Annotated in this window: 14 protein-coding genes and 1 pseudogene; 9 read left to right on the top strand and 6 right to left on the bottom strand. The window is 41.9% G+C overall.

From position 1 onward, the window contains the following. Positions 1-27 precede the first annotated feature (27 nt). A complete protein-coding gene (locus tag D3P09_RS24490; RefSeq protein WP_165867573.1) occupies positions 28-2,151 on the bottom strand; it encodes a sensor domain-containing diguanylate cyclase in 2,124 nt (707 codons plus the stop codon). A gap of 308 nt (positions 2,152-2,459) precedes the next feature. On the opposite strand from D3P09_RS24490, the gene D3P09_RS24485 reads away from it, so the two are divergent. The 8 genes from D3P09_RS24485 (at position 2,460) to D3P09_RS24455 (ending at position 10,824) form a co-directional block, all read left to right on the top strand. Next, positions 2,460-3,569 (top strand): PRK06851 family protein, encoded by a 1,110-nt coding sequence (locus D3P09_RS24485; protein WP_120114068.1) that lies wholly within the window; start codon positions 2,460-2,462, stop codon positions 3,567-3,569. Positions 3,570-3,828: 259 nt separating this feature from the next. Further along, positions 3,829-4,350 carry a MauE/DoxX family redox-associated membrane protein gene (locus D3P09_RS24480; RefSeq protein ID WP_120114067.1) on the top strand — a complete coding sequence of 174 codons (522 nt, stop codon included), beginning with the start codon at positions 3,829-3,831 and terminating at the stop codon, positions 4,348-4,350. A 13-nt stretch (positions 4,351-4,363) separates the two neighbouring features. Further along, complete coding sequence (locus tag D3P09_RS24475; RefSeq protein WP_120114066.1) at positions 4,364-4,936, top strand: TlpA family protein disulfide reductase; 573 nt, start codon at positions 4,364-4,366, stop codon at positions 4,934-4,936. Positions 4,937-4,956: 20 nt separating this feature from the next. Continuing rightward, the gene (locus D3P09_RS24470) at positions 4,957-6,762 is read left to right on the top strand and encodes an ABC transporter ATP-binding protein (protein ID WP_165867572.1); all 1,806 of its coding nucleotides are present in this window, start codon (positions 4,957-4,959) and stop codon (positions 6,760-6,762) included. A 702-nt stretch (positions 6,763-7,464) separates the two neighbouring features. Beyond that, positions 7,465-7,764, top strand: a complete 300-nt coding sequence (locus tag D3P09_RS27440; RefSeq protein WP_133305053.1) for a hypothetical protein — start codon at positions 7,465-7,467, stop codon at positions 7,762-7,764. A gap of 2 nt (positions 7,765-7,766) precedes the next feature. Next, positions 7,767-8,900 carry an ABC transporter permease gene (locus tag D3P09_RS24465; RefSeq protein WP_120114064.1) on the top strand — a complete coding sequence of 378 codons (1,134 nt, stop codon included), beginning with the start codon at positions 7,767-7,769 and terminating at the stop codon, positions 8,898-8,900. 10 nt (positions 8,901-8,910) lie between these two features. Beyond that, on the top strand, positions 8,911-10,131 hold the full coding sequence (locus D3P09_RS24460; RefSeq protein WP_120114063.1) for an ABC transporter permease: 1,221 nt from the start codon (positions 8,911-8,913) through the stop codon (positions 10,129-10,131). Beyond that, positions 10,132-10,824 (top strand): ABC transporter ATP-binding protein, encoded by a 693-nt coding sequence (locus D3P09_RS24455; protein ID WP_120114062.1) that lies wholly within the window; start codon positions 10,132-10,134, stop codon positions 10,822-10,824. It begins immediately after the preceding gene. 282 nt (positions 10,825-11,106) lie between these two features. Here D3P09_RS24455 and D3P09_RS24450 read toward each other — a convergent pair. The 4 genes and pseudogenes from D3P09_RS24450 to D3P09_RS24435 all read right to left on the bottom strand — a co-directional run. Next, a pseudogene (locus tag D3P09_RS24450) lies at positions 11,107-11,313 on the bottom strand (hypothetical protein); the annotation flags it as partial. A 55-nt stretch (positions 11,314-11,368) separates the two neighbouring features. Next, a complete protein-coding gene (locus tag D3P09_RS24445) occupies positions 11,369-12,286 on the bottom strand; it encodes an endonuclease NucS domain-containing protein (RefSeq protein WP_120114061.1) in 918 nt (305 codons plus the stop codon). Between the two features lie 258 nt (positions 12,287-12,544). Continuing rightward, entirely contained in the window at positions 12,545-12,952 is a 408-nt protein-coding gene (locus D3P09_RS24440; protein ID WP_243644457.1) for a transglycosylase SLT domain-containing protein, read from the bottom strand. Positions 12,953-13,115: 163 nt separating this feature from the next. Continuing rightward, the gene (locus tag D3P09_RS24435) at positions 13,116-14,087 is read right to left on the bottom strand and encodes an aldo/keto reductase (protein WP_120114059.1); all 972 of its coding nucleotides are present in this window, start codon (positions 14,085-14,087) and stop codon (positions 13,116-13,118) included. Positions 14,088-14,460: 373 nt separating this feature from the next. On the opposite strand from D3P09_RS24435, the gene D3P09_RS24430 reads away from it, so the two are divergent. Continuing rightward, entirely contained in the window at positions 14,461-14,904 is a 444-nt protein-coding gene (locus tag D3P09_RS24430) for a MarR family winged helix-turn-helix transcriptional regulator (protein WP_120114058.1), read from the top strand. A 215-nt stretch (positions 14,905-15,119) separates the two neighbouring features. Here D3P09_RS24430 and D3P09_RS28535 read toward each other — a convergent pair whose 3' ends face one another. Continuing rightward, positions 15,120-15,455, bottom strand: a complete 336-nt coding sequence (locus tag D3P09_RS28535; protein WP_120114057.1) for a discoidin domain-containing protein — start codon at positions 15,453-15,455, stop codon at positions 15,120-15,122. Positions 15,456-15,613: the final 158 nt, after the last annotated feature.

Here is a 15,613-nt window from a genome sequence, read left to right as displayed (position 1 = left end):
CTGAAAAGGTATTGGTGGCTCTTCGTTTTATAGAAAACCTTGATGGTATACACATACGATATTCTTTCCTGAGTGTTTGGCTTTGAATAATTCTTTATCCGCATAATTAATCATTTGCTCTAAGGTATGCCCCTCTGTATGCAGGTTGGCTCCCCCTATACTCACGGTAATAGGAATGGATGTCCCTAAAGCTGAGGTTATTACGGCCTTCTCCACATTTATCCGAATTTTCTCTGCTTTCTGCATACATTGCTCTAATGTTTCATCAGGGATTCCCACCATAAACTCTTCCCCGCCATATCTGCCTACCCTATCCTTTTCTCCTATACTAGCTTGAATCAGATCTGCCACACGCTCCAGCACCCTATCTCCTTCCTGGTGCCCGTAAACATCATTGATTCTCTTGAAATTATCCACATCAATCATCAGGATGCATAGCGTTCTATTGGCGTTATTGCTTTCTTTCAGCTGCTCATACATTTGGATTGTTCCTTCGAACAACTCTTTCCGATTAAAGACTTTGGTTAAGGCATCATACTTGGATGCATATTCAACTTTCATATACAGTCGGGCATTCTCTAATCCAATCGCCAAATAATTGGACAGGGTCTTCAATGTACTCAAGTCTTTTAAGTTAAAAGAATCTTTCTTATAAGCTTGAGTGCTTATCACCCCAACTACCTTCTCCTTCATAATAATAGGTACGAATATAAGAGAGTAAGGTACTGTCTCTACGACATACTCCTTCTTCTTTCTGATCTTCTCTAAGTATTCCTTAAAGTCTTCAAAATAACGGCTGTATTCCTTCTCCGTGTCCTTAATAAGGATATCCTGCTTGTGCTTGACGCTATATGCCCAGAAGCTATCATCTAATATCGACTTAGGCCCTACGACCAACCGTTGCCCCTTTTCGATAGACAACTCATTGTGAAGGATCCCTTCTTCTTCGTTATAAATGCCAATTTGAATAATATCCGCTTGGATCAAATCCTGTATTTCCTTGGCAACAATACTAAAGATACTTTCCTTGTCCAAGTTAGACAGGATCTTCTGTCCCACACCATTCAAAGCTTCCGTTTGAGTGTAGAGAAACTTGTAGTTCTTCCCCTCTTCCTCTTCTCTTTTTCGATTCAGCATCTCCATACTCTCAGCACTGCGAATAGCCTGCATTTGTTTTTCTAATGCCATATGTTTTTCTAAATAAGCATAGGCTTGCTCATAATTCCCCAGCCCTTTATAGCCCTTGCCCAAATTCAAATACACTTTATTTAAATTCCTTGTTGATTTGGCCTTTTCTATCCCTTTCTCTACTCGCTGCAGCTTATCAACCGTCTCCTTATATCGGCCTTGCACCAGATCCAGCTCTGCCCAGTACATTAGCGCATCTTGAAGATACAGCTGCGCTCCTCCCGCTTTCGCCATTTCGACACTCTTGACGAAATATTCCTCTGCTGTACCATAGCACCCTTTAGTCGCGTAAATATGAGCCATTTCTTTTAACACATTGGGCACCATTTTGGGAATGTATTCTTCAGCCAACTCAAGCGCCTTCGTGATGTACACGATAGCCTGCTCTGGATCGCCCAAATGGTTGCAGCATTCGGCTTGATTGGTGTAACAAGCCACTTGAAAAGCATTACTATAGACACGAGGTATGTTCACAATCTGATCTAATAGCTCTTTGGCCTTTTCATACTCATCGATTTCCATATACAGCGCTGCAAGGTTCCCTTTAATTTGGGTCAGCCGCTCATAGTTGCCTACTTTTTCTGCAAGCTCTATCCCTTCCATACCATGCTCTATGGCTTGGGAAAGCTTTTGTTGTACCGAATAACCGCTTACAAAAGCGCTGCTGGTCGCTAATTGTCCATCGATATTGTTATTTTCTTTAAAAATATGATAAGCCTCTTCATAAAGAGCAGTCGCCGTTTTAAAGTCCGTGGAATCAAAGTATACCCAGCCTTTATTATAAAGAATCCACGGGTAAGCACAGGTTAACATATGATGTTCTCTTACAAATTGAGTGGCTGCTTCGTAGGCTTCTAATGCAGCCTTAGAATCCGTTCCTCTTAACTTTTCACATATTTTAATAATGTAATTCTCATCATCCTTCAGCTTGCCCAGTTCTTTGTCTAACTCCTCCAGCAACATTTTCATTTTTCACCTAGTTTCTCAATTGTAATTAATCTTGAAATCTTAATAGGCAACTTTACTCGTTTGGAGCAGCGAGGAGGTACAAATAAAAAGAGGGTAGCAACTATCATTCCGTCACTTAATTCACTCTATTATAATGAATAATTGGCAAGTGTTATAGTGTTTTCCTGCAACACAAATAGCGAAAAACATGGGCGAGGGCGAACACCACTTTTTATAATGCGGAATATACAAAAGAATAGGCATTTATCCCAATCATGCTTATTCTGTTGGGAATCGGAATAAGCACAAAGGAGTGTTTCAAGTTGGCAGTAAAATCATCTCACTATTTTGCCCGCGGCAACACTGCGCACGGAGCTCATTTCTTGTATACATCCGCATTTGATGGGCTGGACAAAATATTCGTCCTTATAGGGCCTCAAGGTACAGGGAAATCGACAGTCATAAGGGGCTTGGCGGATAGCCTGCTGGATAAAGGCTTGCATGTGCAATGCTTCCACTCCCCTCTCCGTCCCGACGAGCTGGATGGCATCATTGTTACGGAATTGAAGGTTGGTATTGTCGACGGGCGAGCCTGCAAGGAGATTGCGGATATCCGGGCTGGTGAAATCGTCTCTGTCCCTTTCGGCGATGCATTTAATAACAGCCTTATTCTGCCGGAACACAACATAGCAATAGAAGATCTTCGTGACAAGCTTGAGAGAGCCTATTCAGAAGCGTATGAAACGTTCGCAACGGCATTGCGGATCCATGACGAGTGGGAAAAATTTTATATCGATAACATGGACTTCGCGAAGGCCGACCAGCTTGCGCTGGATTTGACTCAAGCATTATACGCCGGCCATGAAAACGATACGCCAACGGTCTCGCATCACTTGTTTTTCGGAGCTGCGACTCCAAGAGGTGCATTCGACTTTATTCAAAGCTTGACCGCTAACCTGGACAGACGGATCTTCATCAAAGGAAGGGCGGGCTCTGGCAAATCAACTCTGCTGAAAAAGCTTGCCTCCGCTGCCGAGACGAACGGAATCGAAGTGCAAGTGTTCCATTGCGGCTTTGATCCGAACAGTCTGGATATGCTGATATTCCCGAAGCTTGGGACAGCTATCTTCGACAGTACCGCTCCGCATGAATACTTTCCGGATCGGGACGGGGATGAGATCCTGGATATGTATACACGGACTATAGCCCCTGGAACAGATGAAGCCCATGCTGCCGAAATCGCCGGTATTAAAGCACGTTATTCGGCAAAAATGAAAGAGGCCACCTCCCATCTGGCGGAGGCCGAAGCCATCGATTCTCAAATTAAGGCCTACTATATTGCGGCCACGGATTTTTCGATCGTAGAGAAGTTCCGGCAGCAATTACAGTCCGAATTGAATGAACGGATCGGCTCCATTCAGCTTTCAAAATAATGCTTTAACTCCAAACACTTTACGGGGCTCAGCAGCCTAAAGCATGCTGAGCCCCTTTTGAGTTTAAATCTGGCTGCTGCCTCTTCCATGCTCTTCTCCGCCTGCTAATCGCTCTTTCGTTACGAACATCGCATACTCATACATGGAATTGAAAGCGCATTTTATAGTAATTCTGCACATAACTAGAGTAATAGACGACATTGTGATGGGATAGCCCAATAATTACAATATTCTCAAGATAGCTACCAGGGAGGTTGAGATGAGCATTCCAAGCTTTATTCAAATCGGTCTGGCTATTATTTTCGGTCTATCTGGCTTGCTGAAATTGTATTCTCCGTCCTCTTTGAGAAGCACGCTTGTGGCTCTCGGTATACCTAAGCCGCTGGGTTCCGCAGGCGCTTGGCTGGTTCCTTTGCTCGAGATGCTGACCGCCGTTTTATTGGTATCCAGCGCAACCGTATGGCTAGGACAAACCCTTGCATTCGGCTTAATCGGAGCGTTTATTTATGCTATTCTTGTAGCTTTGCTAAAGAAAGAGCGAATCCAATGCAACTGCTTTGGGAAGCTGCGGGACGATTATCTCGGGCGGAGCACGATACTGAGGATTGCCCTATTAATCGTTATGAACAGCTACATTACGATTGCCAATCAGCCTGTTTCCTTTACGGCCATAAAGCTAGAGGAATTGGTTCTGTATTTGCTTTCGTGGACCGGCATTTTGGGCCTATATTTCATTGTTCCATTTGTTCTGAACGCTATTTCACAATCACAGACGGATTAAAGGAGGGCTTATCGTGTCAGCTATATTCTATGTCTCGTATGTCATATTATGGGCGTTGGTCATCCTCTTAACGGTTGCTTGCATCCATCTCTTAAAAAGAAAACCGGCTAGCCTGCAGCAAGACACCCATTTACAGAGTGATTCGGATGAATTGGAAGGCTTAGGCTTGCCGACAGGAGCGCCCTTTCCGAATGACGGCCGATTAACGCTGGGTGGAGCCGTACCTGATTTTCGAAACTCGCTGATTATCTGTTCGATGACTGCATGCGGCTCCTGTGAAGCGATGTATCCGAGCTTGCTCCGATTCCATCAACGGAATCCGCACGTTTCGATCTATATTCTGTTGTTCACGGATCAGGAAGAACAAATTCAGCAAACGGTTGATAAATATCCCTTTGATCTTCCTGTTCTCGCATGTACTCCTGAGGATACGGACTTTTTCCAAACCAAGTTTTTCCCATTTGGCTATGCAGTTAACCAAGACGGGCTTGTTTGTTCCAAAAGCCATCTGAATAAAGAAAATGATTTCGACCTTATGGCTTCAACCCTTGCAGATCATGAGGTCCGCTTAAAAAGAGCATGGTAAATCTTCTTAAGGCTGCTTCCTTGAAGAGTATTGCGGAGCAAACCCGATTAACGCTGCAGATGATGGTCCGCATGATTCGCATATTGTTCAAGCTGACTCCGGCCAAGATGACCTTTTTAAGCGCTGCCCAGATTTCTACCGCGATCATTCCCGTGCTGCAAGTCTATGTAACGATTGAATTGGTGCATCGAACCGAGCGAGTGATTCAAGACGGGTCATCGCAATTTGGACCTGCCTTCACCATTCTGCTGTACCAGCTGCTTCTGTTCTTATTGCAATTGGCGCTGGAAGTGTATGTAGATTTCCTGGTGAACAAAATAAAGCTGGCCGCCTTGCTGCATTTCGGCCAAGAAGTGAATCAGAAATCTTCACGGCTATCTCTGCTTCATTTTGAAAACCATGAATTTTATGATCTGCTGCAAAGAGTTTCAACGGGCTTAGAGTACCGGGGGATGCAATTTTTTCAGTCCTTTCTGCAGATTGCCAAAAACCTGATTACCATTGCCGGCTTCGTCATTGTATTGCTGGGCTTTCACTGGCTGCTGGCGTTCGGAATTCTGCTGTTGATCGTCCCATCCTTATATATAGACATCAAGGAGAGCGGCTTTAAGGTATCCCAGTTCGTGAATCAAACGCCGTTCCGAAGAAGATCGATCTATTTCTCCTCGTTGCTAACCGAACGGGAATGGGCCAAGGAAGTCCGTATCTTTGGCTTAGCCGATTATTTCATTCAGCAATGGCGAAAGTACACCAGGCAGAATGGCCAAGAGCAGATCGATCTGGAACGGAAAATGTCCATTTTCAAGGTTGCGGTTAATGGGTTTCTGCTTGTCATGGTGACGCTGATCAGCGGTTTCTTGCTCACCTTGGCTGCTGCCGGGGCCATGACCATTGCTAGCTTTGTAGCATTGATCCAAACCATATTCTCCGTTCAAACGAATTTGAAAACGATGGCCGTGTACATCGCTGGAATCTATGAGCAAGCCTTATATACAACCGATTTGTTCCGCTTCCTTGCGATGAAAGAGGAGGAGTCAGACGACACACCTAAGTTACCGTTACCCGCCTCTCTGGAGCATGGCATATCGGTGAAAAATCTCGAATTCGTTTATCCAACCAACGGAAGAACGATTCTGCGCGATATTTCGTTCGAGGTCAGCATGGGAGAGAAAATAGCGATCGTGGGCGAGAATGGTGCGGGGAAAAGCACCCTTGCCAAATGCTTGCTTGGGCTCTACCAGCCCACCGCTGGCACGATAACCTACAACGGTATTCCGCTGGATCAAATGGATACGAATGAATTCCGTGAGCGCGTAACCGCTATTTTTCAAGATTTTGCGCAATATCAACTTACACTGCGCGAGAACATCGGGGTAGGCCATGTGGAATGGATGCAAGAGGAGGCCCGGCTGCAAGCAGCAGCCGCAAAATCGGGCGTAGACGATTTCTTCCATGAGCTATCGGAAGGATTTGATACCGAGCTGGGGCATAAATTTTTTGGCGGGCATGAGTTGTCCCATGGACAATGGCAGAAGATCGCGATTAGCCGGGCTTTTTTCCGCGACTCTGATATTATAGTGCTGGACGAGCCAACCTCGGCCTTGGATCCGATGGCGGAAGCGCAACTATTCGAGCATATTGCTCAGTTAACCAAAGGTAAAACCACTTTCTTCATTTCGCATCGACTCGGCATTTGCCGGGCGGCTGACCGAATTCTCGTCCTGAAGGACGGCCGGCTGGTTGAGCAGGGAAGCCATGACGAGTTAATGGCATTAGACGGGGAGTATGCAGGCATGTTCCGCACCCAAGCGGAGTGGTATCAATAGTCATCTGCCTTATGAAAGGAGGTGAAATCTATGTACAAATGTGCATTCGGAGCTTGCCCAGCATCCAGAGCAGCGTACAAGTCGGATAACAACGGCGTGACATGGTACCAAGTCGGTTGCTGCCAATAATACTGGAATTATTTTAAAAAAATACGGGTACCCTTGGGGTATCCGTATTTTTTCATCTGCAGATAATTATTACTATTCCGGCAGTTGGTTAAGTTAGGGCCATCCTAAGCGGATGGCTCATGATAAGTTATGAAATTATTCGTTTCGAGATCACACTTAAATCATTTCGTTCACTCACCCATTTATGCCGAAAATCAAAATCTTCTCATCACTCTACAATAATTCTCGCTTGACTGATGTAAAGTTCCCCCAAAGACCTTTCTCTATCAAATACCCTGGTACGTTTCTTTCAATCCAATCTACTAGGATCAAAGATTTATGCTAAAACAAAGCTCGGGAAACTCTTAATTTTTCAAGCAAATCTAAATGGTGCCTAAGTTCGTTGGAACCATACCTTCAAAAAAGGTTTAATTTTATAGTTAAATGCGATAACATACTATAAGAGTAACATTTGGAAATAATATGATGATATTTATTAAGTAGGTATAAAAAACTATAGTTGCTTACAAAGCCATATGTTACAAACAAAAATGGTGAAACCCAAAATAATAAACAAAGAAACAGTGTATATAAATGATTAAAACTAAAAAAAATGAAGATATCTTAATAGATTTAAGTGTTGGGGGAAATAAAACAAGAGAGTATTTGATCTGGGCCTATTTGGATTCAAAACAAGTAAAAATAAACGGGCATCCATATGTTAATTTAGAGGTTAATAGAAATATGATAAGTATTTCAAATATAAATATTGAAAATACAGTTCAACCAGGAATATATGAATTAGAAATATATTGTGTACCATCACCTGAGGAAATGAGTACTGGCTTAAAAGAGGTTATATCAGGAAAGAGGTACACTGTAAAGGTGGATTAAACATGTATCAGTTTATTTTTCGGCAATGGAAAAATAGAAAGGCCACGATTTTATTAATTGTAATTGGCTTTTTTATCGGCAGTTTAGTAATGTCACTTGGAACAAGTGCATCTATGGAATCAATTGCTTATATAAATGATCAAAGGGGGGGCAATCCTGATCAGCAATTAGATGTTTTTATATCTCAGGATGGCCAATGGAACCAAAAAGATGTAGAAGATACAGTGGAGAGATTAGGTGATTTTGGTGAAATGCAACTTCTTAGCATGGGGAATCGAAAGCTCGACCAATATAATGAAAGCTTCCCCGTTGTCCCAGTATTATTTCACCAGGCTCCAGACTGGCATATACCATTAGTAGAAGGTAAGTACTTTTCAACAGAAGACATGGAGGGAAATAAATCAATTATCATCGGAAAAAGTATCGCTGAGAAACATGATATCAATTTAGGAGATAGCGTAGTAATTGAGGATGAAAAATTTCTTGTGACTGGTATTGGTGGGCGTTCTTCGCGAGAAACCCCATGGGAGTATGCTATATATATGCCTTGGAAAAGTTATCTGGATATATATCAAGATTGTTTTCTTGAAGAAAATAATCTTCATGGTGTTAGCATTCGCTTGAAAAGTGGGAAAGACCAGTTTATGCAAAACAGCAAGGAACTTATAGAAACTGCGTCTCAGCAAGGAATCAAATTAGTTTACAAGAATGTGAGCAATGTAGATAATAGTTCCTTCCGAAATACACTTGTTATCACTGTAGTGGCCACAGTACTTATCTATACAATCGCGGTTATCAACATTATTCATTTAATGATGTATTGGTTAATTGAGCGAAAAAGAGAAATTGGTATTATGAAAGCTTTGGGAGCGAATAACGCTTATATTGCCAGAACAGTTCTTCTTGAAGTCTTAATCATGTCTATTATTGGCGGCTTACTAGCTATCTTAATACAATATGCTGCAATGCTGCTTTTATCTGGTTCTTCCCTCGCAAAAGAGATTACCTTCCAGGTAACATGGTTAAATTTATTCTCTGCACTGGGTGTCTCTTTATTCTTCGGAATGATTTCGGCAATAGCTCCTGCGTTGAATGCTATGCGTTTTGAGCCAATTAGTGTAATTAATAGTAAGTGAGGTGCCTGACTTGATAAGACTGATCTACCAATCAATTATCAATAAGAAAAGTAAATTTATATTGCTGATGGTGCAGTTTACAATTGGTTTTGCTGCGTTGTTATTTGGATTAAGCTGTATTTTTAATCTGTTACAATATAAAAAAAGTATTGAAGCATTAGTGCCATTAGATACCGTTCATGCTTATATAAATGAAGATAATGGCTTATCAGAAAAAAATATAAACATGCTTAACAAAAACAGCAATGTGTTTGAACAACTACGGGAAAGCAATCTAGTTGAAAAACTAGGCTTATTTGAGACTATGTATGTTTATGACAGTGTTAATTCAGAAGAAACAAAGAATGAATCACGTTTGTATATTCTAAACAACGATAATATTGAAATGTCAAAGCTTACATTGCAGGAAGGAACAATAGAACCCTTACAATCCAATGTGAGTTCTTTTGAATATATACCTGTAGTTGTTAGTTTTGCAATGAAAGATCAATATAAAGTAGGAAATAATTATCAGCTATATTATATAGATGGACAAACACAAAAGTATGAAAAGATAGATGTCAGGGTCGTTGGAATACTAAAATCTTCTACACTTTTTTGGCGTGGGGGTTCAACTTATATTAGTGAAAATATCGTAAACAACAAAGAATTTATCTTAGCTCCACAATTTAAGGATTTTGAATTGGCTATGACATATGCATACAACTCATTAATTCAATTGCCAAAACACGAAACACGTGAAGAAAGCTTAGAACAAATTAAGTCAGTGTTTGAGCATAACGATTTGAGTTTGCAATATACCACATTACACCAAGAAATAGACTCCTATAATGAGCGTCAAAAAGTAGTTATTATAAGTACAGTCACTTTCGCAGCCATTCTTTTATTACTATCCTTGCTAGGAAGTATTGGTGCTATTTTAACTAGTATTTCAACAAGGTACAGAGATTTTGGCATTTACTATTCATTAGGATTCACAAAAAGCAATATGATTCGTTTGGTGCTTGGAGAAATAATTGCTGTCTTTGGAGTTTCATTTGTTTTGGCTGTAGGTATTTGTAAAATTCTCTTTGCAACCCTTTTAGGTAATGAAGCACTCAATATGAATATATCTGTTGTTGCTGTTGCATTCGTCATTATGATTATTTGCATTATACTATCTACAATCATGCCTTTTATAAAACTAAAGAAGATAGAACCCATTGAATTGATTAAAGGAGTGAACAGATAGATGAGCTTTATTGGGCTAAACGAAATTAATAAACATTTTGAAATCGGGGAAAGAAAGAATGTATTAAAAGACATATCCCTACGCATCAATAAAGGGGAAATGATTGCCATCATTGGTCCATCTGGGTCCGGTAAATCTACGTTGCTTAATCTTTTGGGATTACTAGACCGCCCGTCACAAGGTACGTACTTCTTGGATGGTAAGGATACAAGTTTATTAAAAGATAAAGATAGAGCTTTCACAAGAAATAAAAATATTGGTTTTGTATTTCAAAACTTCAATTTAATCAACGAGTTATCTGCGTTGGAGAATGTTAAGATCAATCTACAATTTTATAATTTGCATAGCAAGAAAAAAGTAAGTAATAAAGAGGCATTACAAAGAAGCAAAGATGCATTAATATCTGTAGGCCTTGAAGACCACATGAATAAACTACCGTCACAGCTTTCTGGCGGACAGCAACAAAGAGTAGCAATTGCTCGTGCCATAGTGAATAATCCAGCATTTATATTGGCAGATGAACCAACAGGAGCACTAGATTCAAAAACAACTGAAGAAATTATGCAGGTATTAAAAGGACTAAATAAACTTGGAAACACAATTATAATTGTTACACATAATACAGATGTAGCAAATCAATGTGATCGCATCATTGAATTAAAGGATGGAGAAATAGTCTCCGATGGAACATAGGTAGTACAAATTGAATAATATATAATCAATATGTCCGCTCCCGATCTACTTAACACCGAACTCATTCGCAGGTCGAAGCACAGATGAAACTCCATGAACGACCAAGCTTAACATGCTTCCTGCGAGCAGGTGCGCTCTCTAGTGGGCGGATCAAACTGACAATGAGAAGTTCAAAATAGGTGCAGCCCCTAAAATTTGTCCTGTTCTACTTATGACAAGCCTCACCACAATGGCCTATCATCGAAAACAAATGGCGGCCTAGCGGCCGCCCATGCGTTGTGTTTAGCTGGAGCTTGCTGTAATGCAATTCTTTATCCAGAGAGCCTGATTGCCCCCTTTAATGACGAAGAACGAACCTCGAATCGTCCCGGCAAGCTTGGACTTCTGTCTTGCGAATTTGAACCCTTTCTCTTCCAGCTCCCGAGATACTTCCATCCCCTCCGACAGCTTAAACCCTACGGCCCGCTTCTTAGGATCATCCACCGGATATTTTCGACTTGAAAACGCGCCGTTTCATCATTCAACTATGTAATTGCAATTCCGATTAACTCACTTCATAGCTCTTTATTAAAAGTGGCTTTGCCAACTCAAAATGCTCATCGTTAGAAATCGTTATTTCTAAATCACCCGTTCCGAAGTGTCCAATCTTTCTTACATCTCTTGTGAAACCAGGCTTAATTTCAATAGTATCAGGATTAACTTTAACAAATACAGTGATTTTCCCTACTTGGGGGTGTATCTCAATACATGCAAAGTTTTTAATTCTGCGAAAGGCAATGTATTGCTTTAAAATATTTTCCTGCACATCATCCCCAAAAGCTAATAAAAAGGCCTTGATGGACTCGAATCGGTTCTTAAGTTCTGAATTAGACTGTTGTAAGTACTCTGACACTGTTTTTTCAGATGATTTGTTTTGACTGAAAGGACGCTTTACTTCTTCTATTTCCATGTTCTGAGCAGTTGTAGCATTTACCAAATCTAGTAACAACAATTCTTCACTAAATTGCTTGTAGCTGTACAACTCAATATTCCTATTGATCTGCTGAACAGCATGCATATCATACTTCGTGAATCCTCCTGCAATACATAACAGTCGAGGAGATGACCAATTGATATTATCAGCCACGTCAATTCCATACTTTTTCATGACAAGCAGGGTTAATTCCGCTTTGTGATCAAGAAGCCAGTCAAGGTAATACAACCCTTGATTAATAACATTTTCATTTGTCGACCGTTTATATTCAATAATTACTGGAGCATTATTTTCATCTATTCCTAAAGTATCTATTCGTCCGCTATGTGTTTTACCAGTTGAATATTCTGTAGCCAGGAACCGAATACCCAACATATCTTCTAAATGCCGTTCTATTAGGGTCTGAAGCGTTTTTTCAACTGCAACAGATTTACCCTCCAGCTCAGTAACTCTTCCATCGCCCAGTTTGAAAAGCTTAATATCCCCCATAGTCCACACCTCAATATCATATGTTAGTTTTATTATTCAATAACGCACACACTATTCCCTGCATTCTTTCATTAATAAGCAAATTCTAAGTTTCATCATGAATCGTGCTAGTTCCAGTTTACTTGGTACGGAAAACAACTTAGACGAAATCAAATTTAAGTTGGCCATCGAGCTCATAGTTCAACTGATCCTCATTCTGGGGAAACAAAAAAAGACGCCGATTCGCTCAGCGTCTTCCCAGGGCATTTCCTATTCCACTTAATTCTTACCTCCATAGCTCTTATATGTTGCGTAAACTGAATCTGCATATTGATTTGCCAGAATAGGACGGCCATAAGAATCTGTTGCTCCCGGGTACCAGTTATCTCCTCCGTTATAGCGTAATAAGCCGTTATAGATGTTGCCGAATCTAACAATTTTTTCGTTTAGAATCAGTGCACCCAAGTACACCTGATCTTGTTCACTGCTGTGATTATAAGCACGGCCAAATGTGGAGCTGAATTGAGATAAATAAGCATTACGTGTGTTTGGTTCTACCTGCATCAATCCGTCGCCGGCTGATGGACTACCTGGTAAACCCGCTCCAAAGCTGCTTTCTTTTTTGATAACAGCACTCAGCAATAAAGCAAAATCTCCGCCTTTACCAAATTTATTGTCTGCATTCATTGCATATGTCCATATGTGGCTTGGAACTTCGGAAGGCTTTGATACTGATGGATTTGGTAAACCCGTATAGATCTTAACAGATGGCATTTTGTCATTGACAGCATTGCCAACCCAGGAGGAGGCTTTGCATGATTAGCAGATGCACACCTTACTTGCGTCAAATTTATACGAATGGATGTGGAATATACAATTCTTCTAAACGGATAATTTCTTCAGTAGTCAACTTAACCGACAACGCCGAAACCGCATCCTCCAGATGGCTGATTTTGGTCGAACCCATAATCGGCGCTGTGATCTCTTCCTTTTGCAGCAACCATGCAAGGGCAATTTGCGCACGCGAAATTCCCCGGTTAGCGGCAATTTCCGCAACTCTTTCCGCGACTCTGCGATCAGCGTCTTCCGTTTTAATAAACAAGGCCTTTGCTATCTGGTCCTTCTCTGATCGCGCGGTCTGCTCATTCCAATCCCGGGTTAGCCGGCCTGCAGCCAAAGGCAGGTAAGGAGTGACGCCAACTCCCTCGTCTCTGCAAAGGGGGAGCATTTCTCTTTCTTCTTCCCGGTAGAGCAGGTTTAATCTGTTCTCCATAGAGACAAACCGTGTCCAACCGTTGCGCTCTGCGACATGCTGAGCTTTCGCAAATTGCCATGCCAGCATGGAAGATGCTCCGATGTATCTGACCTTGCCCGCCTTAACTAAATCGTGAAGAGCCTCCATCGTCTCTTCAATCGGCGTATTAGGATCCCACCGATGAATCTGGTACACATCGACGTAGTCTGTTCCGAGTCGTCTTAGACTATTATCAATTTCGGTCATGATGGCCTTACGGGAAAGTCCCATAGCATTCGGACCTTTGCGCATCGGAACAAATACCTTTGTAGCTATGACGACTTCGTCACGTTGAGAGAAGTCCTTTAAGGCACGCCCGAGAATTTCTTCGCTTGTTCCGTCGGAATACATGTTGGCGGTACTAAAAAAGTTGATGCCCGATTCGAGCGCCTTCTTAATAATCGGTCTGCTTTGCTCCTCACCCAGAGACCATGGGGTATTGCCGCTTTCAGGTACTCCGAAGCTCATGGTTCCAAGGCTTAACTTTGAAACCTCTAACCCGCTGCGTCCAAGTTTTACATATTCCATTTGATAGCACACTCCTTAAGGATATTGAGAAGGCATTTACGCCTTCAGGTTGTCTATACTTATCTCGGTGAGCCAATGCTCGAGACTACATCACCACGGGAGTTGGCGTCTTTCGTTCGAGCTCGCTGCGGATGCGCTCTGCCGCGGCGGAGATGGAATCCTGATTTGTAATGTCGAGTTGAAGGGCACAGGCATCCGCTCCGACGCTCTTCGCAGCCGTCCCCCCTTTCTTGAGCGTTTACTGCTCGATTTTACATTAAGGTTGATACATCAACTTGAAACCCGCCAGTTCCCGCTTCAGATGGTTGATATGTCAACCTTGAAGAAGATTAACACCTTGTGGTTGATATGTCAACCGTGATATTATACTTGCATGGATATTAACAAAGTAAGTGACGATGAAATGCGGATATGGAATCTGTGGAAAGGCTCCTTTAAGCGAATCTTCGGTCGCGTTGTTAAGGAGCTTACTGAACATACAGGACTATCGGAAGGGGACTTTGGAATATTAGACCGATTAGTCCAATTAGGAGATGGCAAGCTTCGCCAACAGGAACTAGCCGACTCGATGAACTGGGATAAGAGCAGATTATCCCATCATTTGACGCGGATGGAAAAACGGGGCCATGTTATAAGAAATCCATTAGACGCAGATCGAGGTGTCCAGGTCATCATTACTTCTGCTGGAAAAGCTGCTTTGGATGAGGCCCTCCCCATCGTCTCAATGGCAATACGCAAGTATTTTCTAGATCAATTAACCGATCAAGACATTGAATCGATTACGAAGCTGGCGGAAAGAACAAAAAAGCGGCCCTAGCCCATTATAGCCTAGTTATCTTGATCACTTTTCTGGGTGCTATCCATGCTGCGTGGTCGAAAACGATAAGGAACTGAATCGCCCCTTCCCTTTCTGTGCCTCTATGAAACGCACAGCAGCCCATTTTCGGCTTTTCCGCCAGTCGTGGGGGCTCCATTGTGCGCCCCTCTTTGCTATTTCCGCCGTTACATCTTCGATTTCATTGTCCATCCGCGCTAATGGTGATTTGCGCTACACATACGTCGCGATGTTATTTTGAAATACTGGTCCATATACCTCAAAATCATAAATCCTTGCTGCAGCGTTGGTGGTCTGCGTGGCATTGTTACGTTCAGCTTAATATATCGAGCCGATACTTCAGTTATTTTGTTTACCGAAATACCACTCGTATTGTTGATCGCATCTAGAATTATTTTCCGTTTTATACCATCGGTGCTGACCTGAATATTGTAAGCCTTCGAGTTATAGGAGGCCGTCTCTCCGCCTTCCGATGCGTGCTTGATGACAAATTGCGCGATGAACTTTTCAAAGGATTGGAACAATATGGACACTATTCATTTTGAAGAAACTATTAAACCCTTCTCCTGGGTAGCCTATGAAAGTAGTTTTTAACCACAGATGCGCAGCCCCATAATACAAAAATCGCGAGTCTCTCTTTTTCCGATTGTTGCGAGTATGAAGTATGGGAACGAAGTTCATGCTTGAAAAA

The sequence above is a fragment of the Paenibacillus pinisoli genome, from assembly GCF_003605435.1.
Lineage (GTDB): Bacteria > Bacillota > Bacilli > Paenibacillales > Paenibacillaceae > Pristimantibacillus > Pristimantibacillus pinisoli.
The sequence above is the reverse complement of the archived record's forward strand: the minus strand, read 5'-3'. Positions and strand labels throughout refer to the sequence as shown.